The sequence below is a fragment of the Owariibacterium komagatae genome (assembly GCF_045865535.1).
Taxonomy (GTDB): domain Bacteria; phylum Bacillota; class Clostridia; order Oscillospirales; family Ruminococcaceae; genus Ruthenibacterium; species Ruthenibacterium komagatae.
This window is the reverse complement of record NZ_AP031406.1, coordinates 609,135-623,955: the sequence shown is the minus strand read 5'-3', so window position 1 is coordinate 623,955 and position 14,821 is coordinate 609,135. Positions and strand designations below refer to the sequence as shown.

Genomic DNA, 14,821 nt, shown 5'->3' with positions numbered 1-14,821 from the left:
AGCGATGGCTTTGGATGCGGCTACCCTGTCTTTGACGGGAAGAGAGCTGGACGCGCGTTTGAAAGATGCGCGTATTGATAAAATTTTCGAGCCGACGCGGGATGAAGTAGTGCTGAATCTGCGTACGCGGACGGAGAACTTTCGGCTCTTTTTGTCTGCGCGTTCCGGTTCTGCGCGCGCATGCATCACCCAGGAGACGTTTGAGAATCCGGCAGTGCCGCCTTCGTTCTGCATGCTTCTGCGCAAGCATTTCACGGGCGGACGTCTGCTTTGTGTGCGCGGAATCCCCGACGAACGTATCCTGTTTTTTGATTTTCAGTGCACCAATGAAATGGGCGATACGGTGATCAACACCATTGCGGCGGAATTGATGGGGAGATACTCCAATCTGGTTTTGATTCAAAAAGAGAACAAAGCCAATCCCGCACAGGAAGGAAAAATCATCGATGCGTTGAAACGGGTGGACTTTGAGGACAGCGAGGTGCGGCAGTTGTTGCCGGGACTTCTTTATCAGCTTCCGCCCAAGCCTGTAAAGGCTTCGTTTTTGGATACGAGCGCAGTGGGTGTTGTGGCGGCGGTGACACAGAAGGAACTTCCGGTGGCGCAGGCGTTGATCAAAGTCACCGGCGGTGTGGGGCCGGTTGTTTGCCGCGAGGCGGCTTACCGGGCCTTTGGCCCCGATGAGAAAATCGGAACGGAACTGAATGAAGAGGAAAAGATGGCGTTGGTAAAGACCATCGAGCAGATTCAGACGCTGTATCGGCAGGGTGGAAGTCCCTGCGCTGTGCTTGTGGATGGCCGCCCTGTGGAGTTCAGTTTTTTGCCGTTGACGCAGTATGGCACACAGGCAGAGCATAAAACTTATGCCAGCTATTCGGCGCTGCTGGAAGGATATTACGCGGAAAAAGACAAGGCGGAACGACTGCGGCAAAAAAGTCGGGAACTGGCTAAAACCGTGCACAATCTCTATGAACGTGCTGTTCGCAAAGCGGCGGCCCGCCGTGAGGAACAGGCGCAAAGCGAGGCTTCGGATCAACTGCGAATCTACGGAGAATTATTGAGCGCGAATTTGTGGGCGATTCAGAAAGGCGCGCGGCAGGTGACGGTGACCAACTATTATGATGGAACGGATGTGACGATTCCTCTGGATGTGCGTCTTTCACCCAGTGCCAATGCGCAGAAATATTTTAAGGATTATAAAAAGAAGCAGACAGCAGCGCGCATGCTGAAGGATTTGATTGCGCAAAGCGATGCGGAGATTGCGTATCTGGAAACAGTTCGCTATGAGGTGGAAGCGGCGCAGGGCGAAGCGGCTCTGGGTGAGATCCGCCTGGAACTGAAAAATCAGGGTTATCTGAAGTATTACAAGCTTCGGGATAAAAAACAGAAGCCGGCGGATTTTCTCCGTTACCGTTCCAGCGATGGGTTTGAAATCCTGGTGGGGCGAAATAATACGCAGAACGATCGTCTGACGCTGAAGACGGCCCGGGGGCGCGACTGGTGGTTCCATGTGAAAAATGCTCCCGGCAGTCATGTGGTGGTCCTCAGTGAAGGAAAAGAAGTGCCGGACCGTACCAAGACCGAGGCGGCAATGCTGGCGGTTGTGCATTCCAGCCAGTCGGCTGGGGCAAAGGTGGCAGTGGACTATACCCAGGTGCGGAATGTGTGGAAGGCCAATGGTGCGAAACCGGGAATGGTTTTGTATGACACATACGAGACGACTTATATTACAGTAGAGGAACAGTCGCTTCCCGCCGCGGTCAAGTAAAAAGTGCATGCGCGGTTTTAACTTGACCGGCCGAATTTTGTGATTTGTGCAGGCAAACAAATTTTCAGAAAAAATTTCAGTAATTTCTTAAAAAACCCTTGCATTCTGCGAGGGTTTTTGCTATTATAATTAGGCGACTGCGAGTGCCCTGCATCTTCGCAGGGCAAAGATATGCGATGACGCGGGAGGTTGCCGTGCTCAGCCACGGGTTTTTCCGCCGAGTATGTCCGATCATTAGAACCGGGCGAACAAATACTGATGCGAAGGGTCAAGTTTGTGTGAGTTACTCCGCACAAACCAATGTCCATGTACTTTGCGGTAAGTGTGTCCGGGCGAACTGCACAGCGGTTCACCGGCTTTTCTGATGCAAAGGCGTGAAACACACGGCTCAGTGTTCAGTGTTTACAAAGCCCCCCTAAACAAATTTTATAGGAGGCGAAAGAAATGGCAGTCAAGGAGAAAATCAGGATTCGTTTGAAGAGCTACGATGCCACGATCATCGACAATGCGGCAGAGAAGATCGTCGAAACCGCCCGCCGTACCGGCGCCCGCGTTTCCGGCCCCATCCCTCTTCCCACTGAAAAAGAGATCGTCACCATCCTGCGCGCTGTGCACAAGGACAAAGACAGCCGCGAGCAGTTCGAAATGCGCACTCACAAGCGTCTGATCGACATCCTGAAACCGTCCAACAAGACGGTCGAGGCTCTCACGAGCCTGCAGCTCCCCGCCGGCGTTGATATCGAGATCAAGCTGTAATTCTTCTGTAAAAGGAAGATAATGCAGCAGGGCTCTCTCAATCAGCTCTGTTCGGAGAGGTCATGTTGGTGCCAAAGGGCATCAACCAATAACCTGTTAGGAGGCAAAAAGAAATGCAAAAAGGTATCATCGGCAAAAAGATCGGCATGACGCAGGTTTTTGACGAGAACGGCAAAGTGGTTCCCGTGACTGTGGTCGAGGCCGGCCCCTGCACAGTTGTGCAGAAGAAGACAGTGGAAAGCGACGGCTACGTTGCGGTTCAGCTGGGCTTTGGCGATATTTCCGCCAAGAAAGTAACGAAGCCCGCCAAAGGTCATTTTGACAAGGCGAACGTTGCTCCCAAGAAAACCCTGCGTGAGTTCCGTCTGGCGGACATCAGCGGCATGAACATCGGCGACATTCTGAAAGCGGATGTTTTTGCAGCGGGCGATCACATCGACGTGGTTGGCACCAGCAAAGGTAAAGGCCATGCCGGCACCATCAAGCGCTGGAACGGTCACCGTCTGCGTGAGAGCCACGGCACCGGCCCTGTTTCCCGTCACGCTGGTTCCATGGGCGCTTGCTCTTCTCCGTCCCGCGTGTTCAAAGGCAAGAAACTGCCTGGCCATCTGGGCGCCGAGCGCGTTACCGTGCAGAACCTGAAAGTCGTCAAGGTTGACGCAGAAAACAATCTGATCGCTATCAAAGGCGCGATCCCCGGCCCGAAGGGCAGCGTGGTTTGCATCACCGATAGCGTGAAAGCGTAAGAGGAGGAAAGCATCATGGCACAGTTTGACGTTTTGGATATGAACGGCAAGAAAGTTTCCACGATCGAGCTTTCCGACGCCGTCTTCGGCATCACTCCCAACGAGAAAGTGATGCACATGGCTATCGTTAACTTCCTGGCCAATCAGCGCCAGGGCACTCAGAGCACCAAGACCCGCAGCGAGGTTTCCGGCGGTGGCCGCAAACCCTGGCGCCAGAAAGGCACCGGCCGCGCTCGTCAGGGCTCTACCCGCAGCCCGCAGTGGACACACGGCGGCATCGCGCTTGGCCCCAAGCCCCGCGACTACTCCTTCCGTCTGAATAAGAAGGTAAAACGTCTGGCTCTGCTGTCTGCGCTGAGCAGCAAGGCACAGTCCGGCGAAATCGTTGTGGTCGACAAAATCGAGGCTGCCGAGTACAAGACCAAGACGGTTGCCAACATGCTGACGGCTGTCGGCGTTACGAAAAAAGCGCTGATCGTTACCCCGGCTGTGGATGCCAAGCTCGTGAAGAGCGCTGCCAACATCCCGGGCGTAAAGACCACCACTGCTGACAACATCAACACCTATGAAGTGCTGAACGGCGGCAAGTTCGTCATCAGCGTGGATGCTGCCAAGAAACTCGAGGAGGTATTTGCGTAATGAAAACTCCCGCTCAGGACATCATCCTCGCCCCGGTCATCACCGAGGCTTCCATGGCTGGCATCGCTGACAAGAAGTATTCCTTCAAAGTTGCGACCAACGCCACCAAAGTTGACATTGCCCGCGCTGCCGAAGAACTGTTCGGCGTGAAGGTCGCCAAGGTCAACACCATCTCCGTGCGCGGCCGTTATCGCCGCCAGGGTATGCACGCAGGTTACACTGCCGCTTCCAAGAAAGCGATCGTTACCCTTACCAAGGATTCCAAGGGCATCGAGTTCTTCGAGTCCATGATCTAAGCACGGGAGCCCGAGCAGGGCTCAGCTATGGAGATATGACTCCGATAACACATCATAAGAGAAAGAGGAAAAGACATGGCTATTAAAAAGTATAAACCGACTACGCCGGGTCGCCGTGGTATGACCACGACCGATTACAGCTGCCTGTCGAAAGTTGCGCCGGAGCGCAGCCTGCTGGAGCCGATGAAAAAATCCGCTGGCCGCAACAACACCGGTCGCATCACCGTCCGTCATCATGGCGGCGGCAACCGCACCAAATATCGTGTGATCGACTTCAAGCGCGACAAAGTGGATGTTCCCGCTACGGTCAAAACGCTGGAGTATGACCCGAACCGTTCTGCGCACATTGCGCTGCTGGAGTACGAGGATGGCGAAAAACGCTACATCATCGCTCCGGAAGGCCTGAAAGTGGGCGACACCGTGATGAGCGGCGCCAACGCCGACATCAAGCCGGGCAACTGCCTGCCGTTTGCCAACATCCCTGTTGGTACCATCATCCACAACATCGAGCTGTATCCGGGCAAGGGCGCTCAGCTGGTTCGCTCTGCCGGCAACATGGCTCAGCTGATGGCGAAAGAGGGCAAATATGCTCTGGTTCGTCTGCCGTCCGGTGAGATGCGCAACGTTCCCATGAACTGCGTGGCTACGGTCGGTCAGGTCGGCAACATCGATCACGAGAACGTGAACATCGGTAAAGCTGGCCGCAAGCGTCACATGGGCTGGCGTCCCACGGTTCGCGGTTCTGTCATGAACCCCTGCGATCACCCGCACGGCGGCGGTGAGGGCAAGAGCCCGGTTGGCCGTCCCGGCCCTGTTACCCCGTGGGGCAAACCTGCTCTGGGTTACAAGACCCGCAAACATCATGCGCGCAGCGATAAGTTCATCGTGAAACGCGCCAACTCGAAATAAGGAGGAGAGCTGACATGGGCAGAAGTGTTAAAAAAGGACCTTTCGTACAGCCGGTGCTGCTCAAACGCGTGAAAGCGATGAACGAAGCTGGTGAAAAGAGAGTGCTCAAAACCTGGAGCCGCTCCTCTACGATTTTCCCGGATTTCGTCGGCCACACCTTCGCGGTGCATGACGGCCGCAAGCACGTTCCCGTTTATGTGACCGAGGATATGGTCGGCCACAAGCTGGGCGAGTTCGCGCCGACCCGCACGTTCAAAGGTCATGCCGGCGGCAAGACGACCGGTAAATAAAGGATAGGAGAGGATTACAAATGGAAGCAAGGGCACATCTTAGATACGCCCGCATCGCGCCCCGCAAGGTTTCCGTCGTGCTGGATCTCATCCGCGGACAGGAAGTCGACAAGGCGCTGGCGATTCTGCAGTACACCCCGAAGGCCGCCTCTGAGCTCCTTTACAAGCTGGTGAAATCTGCTGCCGCCAATGCGGAAAACAACCACAACATGGACAAAAACAACCTGTATGTTGCTGAGTGCTTTGTCACTCCCGGCCCGACGCTGAAACGCGTCATGCCTCGCGCACAGGGCCGTGCGTACAGAATCCTCAAGAGAACCAGCCACATCACGGTCGTTCTCAAAGAGAAAGAGTAAGGAGGTTAAGCAGTATGGGTCAGAAAGTCAATCCCCACGGCATCCGCGTGGGCGTCATTAAAGATTGGGACAGCCGCTGGTACACCTCCAAACGTGACTTCGGCGATACCCTCGTTGAGGACTACAAAATCCGCAAAGTGCTGAAAAAACAGCTGTACAATGCGGGCGTCCCCAAAATTGAGATTGAGCGCACCTTCGACAGCCAGACCGGCAAACCCCGCGTTCGTGTTACCATTCACTGCGCCAAACCCGGCATGGTGATCGGCAAAGGCGGCGCTGAGAAAGAGAAGCTGCAGGCTCAGCTCACCAAAATGATCAACAAGGATGTTTATGTGAACATCGTTGAGGTCAACAACATCTCCACCAACGCTCAGCTGGCTGCTGAGGACGTTGCTGCTCAGCTGGAGCGCCGCGTTTCTTTCCGTCGTGCGGTTAAAATGTGCATGCGCAATGCCATGAGCCCCCGCCGCGGCACCGGTGCTGTTCCCGCCAAGGGCATCAAAATCCAGGTCGGCGGCCGTCTGGCCGGCGCGGACATCGCCCGCAGCGAGCACTATCATGAGGGTACCATTCCTCTGCAGACTCTGCGCGCTGACATCGACTACGGCTTTGCCGAGGCGAACACCACTTATGGTAAGATCGGCGTAAAAGTCTGGATCTACAAAGGTGAAGTGCTGAAAGGCGCGAAACCCGCTCCCCGCAAGGAGACATCCCGCAAAGAAGGAGGCAACAAATAATGTTACTGCCGAAACGCGTAAAATACCGTCGTGTTCAGCGCGGCCGCATGAAAGGCAAAGCGATGCGCGGTAATACAGTTTCTCAGGGCGAGTATGGCATTGTTGCCCTCGAGCCCTCTTGGATCACTTCCAACCAGATCGAAGCCGCCCGTATTGCCATGACGCGTTATATCAAGCGCGGTGGTAAAGTCTGGATCAAAATTTTCCCGGACAAACCCGTTACCGAGAAACCGGCCGAGACCCGCATGGGTTCCGGTAAAGGTAGCCCCGAGTACTGGGTGGCCGTTGTGAAACCCGGCCGTGTCCTGTTTGAGCTGGCTGACGTCAGCGAAGAAGTTGCTCGCGAGGCTCTGCGCCTGGCGGCTCACAAACTGCCTGTCAAGTGCAAGTTTGTCAAACGTGAGGAGGTCGAATAAGCATGAAAGCAGCTGAACTGCGCGAAATGAGCGCTGCCGAACTGACCAAAAAGCTGGGCGAGCTGAAAGAAGAGCTGTTCAACCTTCGCTTCCAGCACGCCATCAACCAGCTGGATAACCCCGGCCGGATCGAGACCGTCAAAAAAGACATTGCCCGCATCAAAACTGTGATGCGCGCCAATGAGCTGAAAGACGCACAATAAGGAGAGGGAGGAAAGACATGGAACGCAATTTGAGAAAGACCCGCGTGGGTGTGGTTGTGTCCGACAAAATGGATAAAACCGTTGTTGTCGCCGTGAAAGACAGCGTGCAGCACCCTCTCTACAAAAAGATCATGAAGCGCACCGTGAAGTTCAAAGCTCACGACGAAAACAATGAGTGCGGCGTGGGCGACCGCGTGATGATCATGGAGACTCGTCCCCTGAGCAAAGACAAGCGCTGGAGACTGGTCAAGATCGTCGAGAAGGCGAAATAACACAGCTTTGAAAGGAGATTCTGTCTTATGGTACAGATGCAAAGCTATCTCAAAGTTGCCGACAACACCGGTGCGAAAGAAATTATGTGCATTCGTGTGCTGGGCGGCTCCCGCAAGAGATATGCCGGCATTGGCGATGTGATCGTGGCTTCGGTCAAGAAAGCAGCGCCCAATGGCACAGTGAAAAAAGGCGATGTGGTCAAGGCTGTGGTCGTTCGCAGCAAACAGGGCCTGCGCCGTGAGGATGGTTCCTACATCCGCTTCGATGAGAACGCCGCGGTGATCATCCGCGAAGACAAAAACCCGAGAGGCACCCGTATTTTTGGGCCGGTCGCCCGCGAACTGCGCGATTGCGGCTATCTGAAAATCGTCAGCCTTGCTCCGGAATCGCTGTAAGGAGGTTTTACAAGAATGGCAAAAGTTCATGTTAAAACCGGCGACACCGTTATGATTATCAGCGGCAAAGACCGCGGTAACTCTGGTAAGGTTTTGCAGGTCAGCCCCAAGGAAGGCAAAGTCATCGTGGAAGGCCGCAATATGGTGACCAAACACGTCAAACCCCGCCGTCAGGGCGAGCAGGGTGGCATTGTCAAAGCCGAGGGCGCGCTGTATGCCGATAAGGTGATGCCGGTGTGCCCCAAGTGCGGCAAGGCCACGCGTGTGGGCCACACGGAAAAAGATGGTAAAAAAGTACGCGTCTGCAAAAAATGCGGCGCCGAGTTTTAAGGAAAGGGAGTAGAAACACATGGCAAGATTACAGGAAACCTACGCCAAGGAAATTGCTCCCGCTCTGATGAAGAAATTCAGCTACAAAAGCGTGATGCAAATCCCGAAGCTCGACAAGGTCGTCATCAACGTTGGCTGCGGCGAAGCCCGTGACAACCCCAAGATCATGGATGCGATCCTGTCTGATCTGAGCAAAATCACCGGCCAGAAACCGGTCGTCTGCAAAGCCAAAAAGAGTGTTGCAAACTTCAAACTGCGTGAAGGCATGCCCATCGGTGCGAAAGTCACCCTGCGCGGCGAGCGTATGTATGAGTTTGTGGATCGCTTCTTCAGCGTGGCTCTGCCCCGTGTTCGCGACTTCCGCGGCATCAACGGCAACTCCTTTGATGGTCGTGGCAACTATTCCTGCGGCGTGAAAGAACAGCTGATTTTCCCCGAGATCGACTACGATAAGATCGATGCGATCCGCGGCATGGATATCTGCTTTGTAACCACCGCAAAGACCGACGAAGAGGCCAAAGAGCTGCTCAAGCTCATGGGCGCTCCGTTCGCTAACTAAGGGAGGGCATGAGATTTGGCTAAGACAAGCATGAAAATCAAACAGCAGATGGCGCCGAAGTTCAGCACCCGTGCTTACAACCGTTGCAAAATCTGCGGCAGACCCCACGCCTACCTGCGCAAATACGGTGTTTGCCGTATCTGCTTCCGCGAGCTCGCTTACAAAGGCGAGATCCCCGGCGTGAAAAAGGCCAGCTGGTAATCAGCGGCATCCCGACGCAGAATTTACAATTTGAGCACTGATGTAATGAATCAAGGAGGTTAGTGGCAAATGCAAATCACCGATCCTATCGCGGACCTGCTGACACGCATCCGCAACGCCAGCACTGCCAAACACCCTTCTGTGGACATTCCCGCTTCCAACCTGAAAAAGGCGATTGCCAACATCCTGTTGGAGGAAGGTTATGTGAAGGGCGTCCAGGTCATCGAGGATGACAAACAGGGCGTAATCCGCATCACTTTGAAATACACCGAGACCGGCGCTTCCGTTATCACGGGCATCCGCCGCGTTTCCAAGCCCGGCCTGCGCATCTACACCAACTGTGAAGATATGCCGAAGGTTATGAAAGGCCTGGGCACTGCGATCATCTCCACTTCGAAAGGCGTTATGACCGATAAGGCCGCCCGCAAAGCAAACGTCGGCGGCGAAGTCCTCGCCTTCGTGTGGTAAGAAAGGGGCATAGACAATGTCGAGAATTGGAAGAAAACCCATCGTCATCCCGGCTGGCGTTGAGGTCACTGTCAATGGCCAGAACGTCACCGTGAAGGGCCCCAAAGGCACCCTCAATTCCAACATCCATCCCATGATCACTGCGAAAGTGGAGAATGGTGAAGTAGTGGTGACCCGTCCGAATGACGAGAAAGAAGCACGCAGCCTGCATGGCTTGACTCGCACCAACATCCAGAACATGGTGGAAGGTGTGACCCACGGCTTCAAGAAAGAGCTGGAGATCCAGGGCGTTGGTTATCGTGCTGCGAAGCAGGGCAAAGACCTGGTCATGAACCTGGGCTTTTCTCATCAGGTTGTGATGCCGGAACCCGAAGGCATCACCATTGAGGTACCGGATCCTCTGAAGATCGTGATCAACGGCATCGACAAACAGCGTGTCGGCCAGTTTGCCGCGGAAGTGCGCGAGAAGCGTCCGCCCGAACCCTACAAGGGCAAAGGCATCCGCTATGTGGGCGAGTATGTGGCTCACAAAGAGGGCAAAGCCGGCAAGGGCGCAAAATAAGGTAAGGAGTGAAAGACAATGGTCAATAAACCGGATAAGAACGTCGCTCGTCTGCGTCGTCACCGCCGCGTTCGCGGCAAAATCTCCGGCACTGCACAGTGCCCGCGTCTGGATGTGTTCCGCTCCTCCAAACATATTTATGCCCAGCTCATCGATGACGTGGCCGGCGTGACGCTCGCCAGCGCATCCAGCATGGATAAAGATTTTGAAGGTTTCGGCGGCAACATCGAGGCGGCCACCAAAGTTGGCAAGGCAATTGCCAAGAAAGCTGCCGAGAAAGGCATCACGAAAGCGGTTTACGACCGCGGCGGCTTTGTGTATCACGGCCGTGTAAAGGCTTTGGCTGAGGGTGCCCGTGAGGGCGGCCTGGAGCTGTAAGGAGGATACAAATGGAAATGATTGACGCATCCACTTTGGATTTACAAGAGAAGGTTGTTGCCATCAACCGTGTATCCAAGACCGTTAAGGGCGGCCGAATCTTTAAGTTCTCCGCTCTGGTCGTTGTCGGCGACGGCAACGGCATCGTGGGTTTCGGTTTGGGTAAAGCGGGCGAGGTTCCCGAGGCAATTCGCAAAGGCTGCGAGGATGCCAAGAAGAACCTGCATCGCATTGCTCTGAAAGGCACCACCATTCCTCACGAGACCGTCGGTGTGTTTGGCGCTGGCCGTGTGCTGCTGCGTCCGGCTCCCGAAGGTACCGGCGTAATCGCCGGCGGTGCGGTTCGCGCCGTTCTGGAAGTCGCTGGCATCAAGGACATCCGTACCAAATGTCAGCGCACCAACAACCCCTGCAACGTAGTGACTGCTACGATGAATGGCCTTTGCAGCCTGCAGAGCGCCGAGCAGGTGGCTGCAAAGCGCGGCAAGACCGTGCAGGAAATTTTGGGTTAAGGAGGCAGTGAATCATGGCTGAAGAGAAAGTGACAGTGGTCGAGCAGGCCGCTGAGGAGAAAAAGGCTCCTGCCAAAAAGGCTCCGGCTAAGAAAACTGCCGCTAAGCCCGCTGCAAAAAAGGCACCTGCCAAAGCTAAAGCTGCGGCTAGCCTCACCATCAAGCTCACCAAGAGCCTGATCGGCCGTTCTAAAAATCAGATTGCCACCGCGCAGAGCCTGGGCCTGAAGAGGGTCGGCGATGTGACTGTGCAGCCTGACAACACGGCTACCAATGGCAAAATCAACAAGATCTCTCACATGGTAGAGGTCACCAAAGCGTAAAAGCAAGGAGGTGCACACACAATGATGCTTCATGAATTAAAGCCCGCTGAGGGCGCAAGCAAAGCTGCCAAGCGCAAAGGCCGCGGCGCTGGTTCTGGCAACGGCAAGACTGCCGGTTATGGTCACAAAGGCCAGAAAGCTCGTTCCGGCGTTAAGAAGGCTGGCTTTGAAGGCGGCCAGATGCCGCTGCAGCGCCGTTTGCCGAAGCGTGGCTTCAACAATATTTTCGCAACGGTGTATGCTACTGTTAAAGTAAGCGATCTCGAGAAATTCGAGGCCGACAGCGTGGTCGACGTCAATGCGCTGCTGGAGAAAGGCATTATCAAAAAATCTCTGGACGGCGTGAAAGTGCTGGGCAATGGGGAGCTGTCCAAGCCCCTGACCGTGAAACTCAACGCTTACACTGCTTCCGCAAAGGAAAAAATTGAGAAAGCAGGCGGGAAGGCTGAGGTGATCTGATCGTGTTCGATACTTTCAGAAACGCCTGGAAGATTCAGGATCTTCGCAAGAAAATCCTCTACACGGTGATGGTCATCGTGGTCTTCCGTCTCGGCTGTGCCATTCCGGTTCCGTTCATCCGGCCTGAAGCTCTTCAGGCCTGGGTGGGGGAGACGGGCAACTTGCTCGGCTACATCGACATGCTGACCGGCGGTGCGTTTGCCCGCTGCACGCTGTTCGCGCTGAGCGTTACGCCTTACATCAACGCCTCCATCATCATTCAGTTGCTGACTGTGGCGATTCCTGCTCTGGAGCAGCTGGCGAAGGAAGGCGAAGAGGGACGTAAAAAGTTGACGCGCATCACTCGCTATGTAGGTGCGGGAATCGGCTTCGCTCTGGCGATCGCCTATTACTTCCTGCTCCGCGGACAGGGCGCTCTGTTGTACACAGAGGGTGCTTCCGCCTGGTTCAGCGCGGTTGTCATCGTTTTGACCTTTACGGCCGGTTCGCTGTTGATTCAGTGGCTGGGTGAGCAAATCGATGTAAAGGGCATCGGCAACGGCATTTCGCTGTTGATCTTTGCCGGTATCATTTCTCGCTGGAGCAGCGTTTTCACTTCCGCGAAAAATTATCTGGATTTGGCTGCGGAAGGCGAGACCAAGTATTATTTCTTTCTGCCGCTGATCGTGGTCCTGGTACTTGCGGTGATCGTCTTCATCGTAATCCTGAACGCAGCAGAGCGCCGCATTCCGGTGCAGTATGCAAAACGCGTTGTGGGCCGCAAGATGTACGGCGGACAATCCACTCATATTCCCATCAAAGTGAATATGAGCGGTGTTATGCCCATCATCTTTGCTTCGTCTCTGATCTCCATCCCCGGAACCATTGGTTCGTTCTTCCCGACGCTGTATGACAGCACGGTGCATCCGGTCTGGGCGGCGATCCTGGGGGCGTTCCAGTACAGTGGCTGGGCTTATGCAGTGATTTACTTCCTGCTGATCATTGGATTCAACTACTTCTATGTTGCAATCCAGTACAATCCGGTTGAGATTGCCAACAATCTGCGCAACAACAACGGAACGGTGCCGGGCTATCGTCCCGGAAAGCCGACCAGCGATTTCATTACGCGGGTTTTGGGCAAGATCACATTGGTGGGCGCTCTGTTCCTGGGCATCGTTGCAGTTATGCCGATCGTCCTGGGCGCAGTCTCCGGCATGAACATCGCTTTGGGCGGCACCAGCCTGCTGATCGTTGTCGGCGTGGCTCTGGATACCTCCAGAAGCCTTGAGTCCTACATGCTGATGCGCCACCACAAGGGATTCCTTGAATAATCCAAACTCAGTACGTCAGGGGGAAAAGGTAATATGAAACTGATCCTTTTGGGCGCGCCTGGCGCCGGTAAAGGCACGCAGGCTGAGGTCGTTTGCGAAAAGCTGGCGATTCCCGCCATCAGCACCGGCAACATTCTTCGCGAAGCGATGAAAAATGAAACGGAGATGGGCGTAAAGGCCAAAGCCTATATCGACTCCGGCGCGCTTGTCCCCGATGACGTGATCATCAGCATCATCAAAGAGCGTCTGGCGCAGGACGACTGCAAAAACGGTTTCATTCTCGACGGCGTGCCCCGTACGGTGGCACAGGCCGAAGCGCTGGAAGCCATGGGAATTGAAATCGACAAAGTCGTGGACATTGAAGTGTCCGATGAGACAATCGTCAAACGCCTGTCCGGTCGCCGCGTCTGCTCCGCTTGCGGGGCAAGCTACCACACCATTTACAAACCCAGCGCAAAGCCGGACGAGTGCGACCGCTGCGGCGGAAGCCTGATCGTTCGGAAAGATGACGAGCCCTCTACGATTCTGGAGCGCCTGAAGGTGTATCACGAGTTGACAGAGCCGCTGGTTGACTTTTACAGAGCGCGCGGCAAACTGGTGGTCGTGGAAGGACAGGAGGAAGTGGCAGATACCACGAAACTTCTGTTCGAGAAACTGGGGGTCTGAGCGTGATACAGCTTAAAACGGCAAAAGAGATTTCTGAAATGCGACTTGCATGTCAAATCTCTGCGGAAGTTCTGAAACTTGCCGGCGAGGCTGTGAAACCTGGTGTTACAACTGCTCAGATCGACAAGGTTATTTACAACTATATCGTCAGCCAGGGAGCAAAGCCAAACTTTAAAGGGTATGGTGGTTTTCCGGGTTCGGCATGTATTTCCGTGAACGACACGGTGATTCATGGCATTCCCTCAAAGCATATTGTTCTTCAGGAAGGCGATATTGTCTCAATTGACACCGGAGCTGCTGTGCATGGATGGAATGGAGACAATGCCGCGACTTTTGCCTGCGGAGCGGTTTCCGATCGCGCACAACGCATCATGGATGTCACAAAAGAGGCACTTGCTCGGGGAATCGCGGCTGCACAGCCGGGCAACAGAGTAGGTGACATCGGTGCTGCGGTGCAGCAGTATGTGGAGAGCGAAGGATACTCCGTGGTCCGCACTTATGTGGGACATGGCGTTGGCCGTGACATGCACGAAGATCCGGAAGTTCCCAACTTTGGCACGCCGGGACGCGGCCCTCGCCTTGTGCCCGGTATGGTGATTGCCATTGAACCGATGGTCAATGAGAAAAGCCATGTTGTAACAACACTGTCGGACGGCTGGACCGTGAAGACAGTGGATGGCGGGTTGTCTGCTCACTTCGAGCATACGATCGCCATTACACAAAACGGCCCTGTCATCCTGACCAAAGGCCGGGAAGGGCACGTATGAACGACAAACAACTCAGTAGAGCGCTTGCTGCTCATGCTTCAAGCGCGCAGGGAGGGTAAAAAGCTTGTCAAAAGAAGATGTTATCGAAGTAGAAGGTACCGTAGTCGAGGCAATGCCGAACGCCATGTTCCTGGTTGAGATCCAAGGCGGGCACCGGCTGCTGGCTCACATTTCCGGCAAGCTGCGCATGAATTTCATTCGCATCCTGCCCGGAGACAAGGTCACACTTGAGATGAGCCCCTACGATTTGACGAAGGGCCGCATCACATGGCGCTCGAAATAATCGTGCGCAGCAAGTAAGGAGGTTACAAACATGAAGGTGAAACCTTCCGTAAAACCCATTTGCGAAAAATGCAAAGTCATCAAGCGCAAAGGCCGCGTGATGGTCATTTGCCAGAATCCGAAACACAAACAGCGCCAGGGCTAAGCCCGAACTCCGTTTGCCGGTTACTATCCCGCCGGTTTTTCGGTTGAAAGCATAAAGGGATAAATCATTCAGGAG

The 14,821-nt window shown here is 54.7% G+C and carries 27 protein-coding genes; all 27 read left to right on the top strand.

The window, feature by feature from the left end:
- Positions 1–4: 4 nt before the first annotated feature.
- The 27 genes from ACKTS9_RS03245 to rpmJ all read left to right on the top strand — a co-directional run bounded on the left by ACKTS9_RS03245 (position 5) and on the right by rpmJ (position 14,746).
- On the top strand, positions 5–1,768 hold the full coding sequence (locus ACKTS9_RS03245) for an NFACT family protein (RefSeq protein ID WP_407878912.1): 1,764 nt from the start codon (positions 5–7) through the stop codon (positions 1,766–1,768).
- Positions 1,769–2,212: 444 nt separating this feature from the next.
- A complete protein-coding gene (gene rpsJ / locus ACKTS9_RS03240; protein WP_407878910.1) occupies positions 2,213–2,524 on the top strand; it encodes a 30S ribosomal protein S10 in 312 nt (103 codons plus the stop codon).
- A gap of 113 nt (positions 2,525–2,637) precedes the next feature.
- Complete coding sequence (gene rplC / locus ACKTS9_RS03235; protein ID WP_407878908.1) at positions 2,638–3,270, top strand: 50S ribosomal protein L3; 633 nt, start codon at positions 2,638–2,640, stop codon at positions 3,268–3,270.
- Positions 3,271–3,285: 15 nt separating this feature from the next.
- On the top strand, positions 3,286–3,909 hold the full coding sequence (gene rplD, locus ACKTS9_RS03230; protein ID WP_349216499.1) for a 50S ribosomal protein L4: 624 nt from the start codon (positions 3,286–3,288) through the stop codon (positions 3,907–3,909).
- Positions 3,909–4,205 (top strand): 50S ribosomal protein L23, encoded by a 297-nt coding sequence (gene rplW / locus ACKTS9_RS03225; protein ID WP_349216498.1) that lies wholly within the window; start codon positions 3,909–3,911, stop codon positions 4,203–4,205. The genes rplD and rplW overlap by 1 nt, the downstream gene beginning before the upstream one ends.
- Positions 4,206–4,280: 75 nt before the next feature.
- On the top strand, positions 4,281–5,114 hold the full coding sequence (gene rplB / locus ACKTS9_RS03220; RefSeq protein ID WP_407878905.1) for a 50S ribosomal protein L2: 834 nt from the start codon (positions 4,281–4,283) through the stop codon (positions 5,112–5,114).
- 14 nt (positions 5,115–5,128) lie between these two features.
- On the top strand, positions 5,129–5,404 hold the full coding sequence (gene rpsS, locus ACKTS9_RS03215) for a 30S ribosomal protein S19 (RefSeq protein ID WP_349216496.1): 276 nt from the start codon (positions 5,129–5,131) through the stop codon (positions 5,402–5,404).
- A gap of 20 nt (positions 5,405–5,424) precedes the next feature.
- Positions 5,425–5,760 (top strand): 50S ribosomal protein L22, encoded by a 336-nt coding sequence (gene rplV / locus ACKTS9_RS03210; RefSeq protein WP_349216495.1) that lies wholly within the window; start codon positions 5,425–5,427, stop codon positions 5,758–5,760.
- Positions 5,761–5,774: 14 nt separating this feature from the next.
- The gene (rpsC, locus tag ACKTS9_RS03205; protein ID WP_349216494.1) at positions 5,775–6,497 is read left to right on the top strand and encodes a 30S ribosomal protein S3; all 723 of its coding nucleotides are present in this window, start codon (positions 5,775–5,777) and stop codon (positions 6,495–6,497) included.
- Complete coding sequence (gene rplP, locus ACKTS9_RS03200; RefSeq protein WP_349216493.1) at positions 6,497–6,913, top strand: 50S ribosomal protein L16; 417 nt, start codon at positions 6,497–6,499, stop codon at positions 6,911–6,913. Before rpsC ends, rplP begins: the two co-directional genes overlap by 1 nt.
- 2 nt (positions 6,914–6,915) lie before the next feature.
- Complete coding sequence (gene rpmC, locus ACKTS9_RS03195; RefSeq protein WP_349216492.1) at positions 6,916–7,116, top strand: 50S ribosomal protein L29; 201 nt, start codon at positions 6,916–6,918, stop codon at positions 7,114–7,116.
- A 17-nt stretch (positions 7,117–7,133) separates the two neighbouring features.
- On the top strand, positions 7,134–7,388 hold the full coding sequence (rpsQ, locus tag ACKTS9_RS03190; protein ID WP_349216491.1) for a 30S ribosomal protein S17: 255 nt from the start codon (positions 7,134–7,136) through the stop codon (positions 7,386–7,388).
- Between the two features lie 27 nt (positions 7,389–7,415).
- Positions 7,416–7,784: a 50S ribosomal protein L14 gene (gene rplN, locus ACKTS9_RS03185; protein ID WP_349216490.1), complete on the top strand. Its 369-nt coding sequence runs from the start codon at positions 7,416–7,418 to the stop codon at positions 7,782–7,784.
- Positions 7,785–7,799: 15 nt separating this feature from the next.
- The gene (gene rplX, locus ACKTS9_RS03180) at positions 7,800–8,114 is read left to right on the top strand and encodes a 50S ribosomal protein L24 (protein WP_349216489.1); all 315 of its coding nucleotides are present in this window, start codon (positions 7,800–7,802) and stop codon (positions 8,112–8,114) included.
- Positions 8,115–8,133: 19 nt separating this feature from the next.
- Positions 8,134–8,673: a 50S ribosomal protein L5 gene (gene rplE / locus ACKTS9_RS03175; protein ID WP_349216488.1), complete on the top strand. Its 540-nt coding sequence runs from the start codon at positions 8,134–8,136 to the stop codon at positions 8,671–8,673.
- Positions 8,674–8,688: 15 nt separating this feature from the next.
- Positions 8,689–8,874, top strand: a complete 186-nt coding sequence (locus ACKTS9_RS03170; protein WP_349216487.1) for a type Z 30S ribosomal protein S14 — start codon at positions 8,689–8,691, stop codon at positions 8,872–8,874.
- A gap of 69 nt (positions 8,875–8,943) precedes the next feature.
- A complete protein-coding gene (rpsH, locus tag ACKTS9_RS03165; RefSeq protein WP_407878898.1) occupies positions 8,944–9,342 on the top strand; it encodes a 30S ribosomal protein S8 in 399 nt (132 codons plus the stop codon).
- 16 nt (positions 9,343–9,358) lie between these two features.
- Complete coding sequence (gene rplF, locus ACKTS9_RS03160) at positions 9,359–9,904, top strand: 50S ribosomal protein L6 (protein ID WP_349216485.1); 546 nt, start codon at positions 9,359–9,361, stop codon at positions 9,902–9,904.
- 18 nt (positions 9,905–9,922) lie between these two features.
- Complete coding sequence (gene rplR, locus ACKTS9_RS03155; RefSeq protein WP_349216484.1) at positions 9,923–10,282, top strand: 50S ribosomal protein L18; 360 nt, start codon at positions 9,923–9,925, stop codon at positions 10,280–10,282.
- An 11-nt stretch (positions 10,283–10,293) separates the two neighbouring features.
- Positions 10,294–10,794, top strand: a complete 501-nt coding sequence (rpsE, locus tag ACKTS9_RS03150) for a 30S ribosomal protein S5 (RefSeq protein ID WP_349216483.1) — start codon at positions 10,294–10,296, stop codon at positions 10,792–10,794.
- Positions 10,795–10,952: 158 nt separating this feature from the next.
- Complete coding sequence (rpmD, locus tag ACKTS9_RS03145) at positions 10,953–11,117, top strand: 50S ribosomal protein L30 (RefSeq protein ID WP_349216524.1); 165 nt, start codon at positions 10,953–10,955, stop codon at positions 11,115–11,117.
- A gap of 21 nt (positions 11,118–11,138) precedes the next feature.
- Complete coding sequence (gene rplO, locus ACKTS9_RS03140) at positions 11,139–11,576, top strand: 50S ribosomal protein L15 (RefSeq protein WP_349216482.1); 438 nt, start codon at positions 11,139–11,141, stop codon at positions 11,574–11,576.
- 2 nt (positions 11,577–11,578) lie between these two features.
- Positions 11,579–12,886: a preprotein translocase subunit SecY gene (gene secY / locus ACKTS9_RS03135; RefSeq protein ID WP_407878893.1), complete on the top strand. Its 1,308-nt coding sequence runs from the start codon at positions 11,579–11,581 to the stop codon at positions 12,884–12,886.
- A 33-nt stretch (positions 12,887–12,919) separates the two neighbouring features.
- Positions 12,920–13,552 carry an adenylate kinase gene (locus ACKTS9_RS03130; RefSeq protein ID WP_349216480.1) on the top strand — a complete coding sequence of 211 codons (633 nt, stop codon included), beginning with the start codon at positions 12,920–12,922 and terminating at the stop codon, positions 13,550–13,552.
- A 2-nt stretch (positions 13,553–13,554) separates the two neighbouring features.
- Positions 13,555–14,319: a type I methionyl aminopeptidase gene (gene map, locus ACKTS9_RS03125; RefSeq protein WP_349216479.1), complete on the top strand. Its 765-nt coding sequence runs from the start codon at positions 13,555–13,557 to the stop codon at positions 14,317–14,319.
- Positions 14,320–14,383: 64 nt separating this feature from the next.
- Complete coding sequence (gene infA / locus ACKTS9_RS03120; RefSeq protein ID WP_349216478.1) at positions 14,384–14,602, top strand: translation initiation factor IF-1; 219 nt, start codon at positions 14,384–14,386, stop codon at positions 14,600–14,602.
- Between the two features lie 30 nt (positions 14,603–14,632).
- Positions 14,633–14,746 (top strand): 50S ribosomal protein L36, encoded by a 114-nt coding sequence (rpmJ, locus tag ACKTS9_RS03115; RefSeq protein WP_009322261.1) that lies wholly within the window; start codon positions 14,633–14,635, stop codon positions 14,744–14,746.
- The last annotated feature ends 75 nt before the right edge of the window (positions 14,747–14,821 follow it).

What these genes read in the sequence shown, in the direction of transcription:
- rpsQ (WP_349216491.1), top strand. Translation starts at nt 7,134, where the DNA reads ATGGAACGCAATTTGAGAAAGACCCGCGTGGGTGTGGTTGTGTCCGAC.
- rplV (WP_349216495.1), top strand. Translation starts at nt 5,425, where the DNA reads ATGGAAGCAAGGGCACATCTTAGATACGCCCGCATCGCGCCCCGCAAG.
- rpsC (WP_349216494.1), top strand. Translation starts at nt 5,775, where the DNA reads ATGGGTCAGAAAGTCAATCCCCACGGCATCCGCGTGGGCGTCATTAAA.
- rplR (WP_349216484.1), top strand. Translation starts at nt 9,923, where the DNA reads ATGGTCAATAAACCGGATAAGAACGTCGCTCGTCTGCGTCGTCACCGC.
- ACKTS9_RS03130 (WP_349216480.1), top strand. Translation starts at nt 12,920, where the DNA reads ATGAAACTGATCCTTTTGGGCGCGCCTGGCGCCGGTAAAGGCACGCAG.
- rplX (WP_349216489.1), top strand. Translation starts at nt 7,800, where the DNA reads ATGGCAAAAGTTCATGTTAAAACCGGCGACACCGTTATGATTATCAGC.
- rplO (WP_349216482.1), top strand. Translation starts at nt 11,139, where the DNA reads ATGATGCTTCATGAATTAAAGCCCGCTGAGGGCGCAAGCAAAGCTGCC.
- rpmJ (WP_009322261.1), top strand. Translation starts at nt 14,633, where the DNA reads ATGAAGGTGAAACCTTCCGTAAAACCCATTTGCGAAAAATGCAAAGTC.
- rpmC (WP_349216492.1), top strand. Translation starts at nt 6,916, where the DNA reads ATGAAAGCAGCTGAACTGCGCGAAATGAGCGCTGCCGAACTGACCAAA.
- rpsS (WP_349216496.1), top strand. Translation starts at nt 5,129, where the DNA reads ATGGGCAGAAGTGTTAAAAAAGGACCTTTCGTACAGCCGGTGCTGCTC.
- rplD (WP_349216499.1), top strand. Translation starts at nt 3,286, where the DNA reads ATGGCACAGTTTGACGTTTTGGATATGAACGGCAAGAAAGTTTCCACG.
- rplP (WP_349216493.1), top strand. Translation starts at nt 6,497, where the DNA reads ATGTTACTGCCGAAACGCGTAAAATACCGTCGTGTTCAGCGCGGCCGC.
- rplC (WP_407878908.1), top strand. Translation starts at nt 2,638, where the DNA reads ATGCAAAAAGGTATCATCGGCAAAAAGATCGGCATGACGCAGGTTTTT.
- rpsH (WP_407878898.1), top strand. Translation starts at nt 8,944, where the DNA reads ATGCAAATCACCGATCCTATCGCGGACCTGCTGACACGCATCCGCAAC.
- rplE (WP_349216488.1), top strand. Translation starts at nt 8,134, where the DNA reads ATGGCAAGATTACAGGAAACCTACGCCAAGGAAATTGCTCCCGCTCTG.
- rplB (WP_407878905.1), top strand. Translation starts at nt 4,281, where the DNA reads ATGGCTATTAAAAAGTATAAACCGACTACGCCGGGTCGCCGTGGTATG.
- rplF (WP_349216485.1), top strand. Translation starts at nt 9,359, where the DNA reads ATGTCGAGAATTGGAAGAAAACCCATCGTCATCCCGGCTGGCGTTGAG.
- ACKTS9_RS03245 (WP_407878912.1), top strand. Translation starts at nt 5, where the DNA reads ATGGCTTTGGATGCGGCTACCCTGTCTTTGACGGGAAGAGAGCTGGAC.
- rpsE (WP_349216483.1), top strand. Translation starts at nt 10,294, where the DNA reads ATGGAAATGATTGACGCATCCACTTTGGATTTACAAGAGAAGGTTGTT.
- rpsJ (WP_407878910.1), top strand. Translation starts at nt 2,213, where the DNA reads ATGGCAGTCAAGGAGAAAATCAGGATTCGTTTGAAGAGCTACGATGCC.
- rplN (WP_349216490.1), top strand. Translation starts at nt 7,416, where the DNA reads ATGGTACAGATGCAAAGCTATCTCAAAGTTGCCGACAACACCGGTGCG.
- rplW (WP_349216498.1), top strand. Translation starts at nt 3,909, where the DNA reads ATGAAAACTCCCGCTCAGGACATCATCCTCGCCCCGGTCATCACCGAG.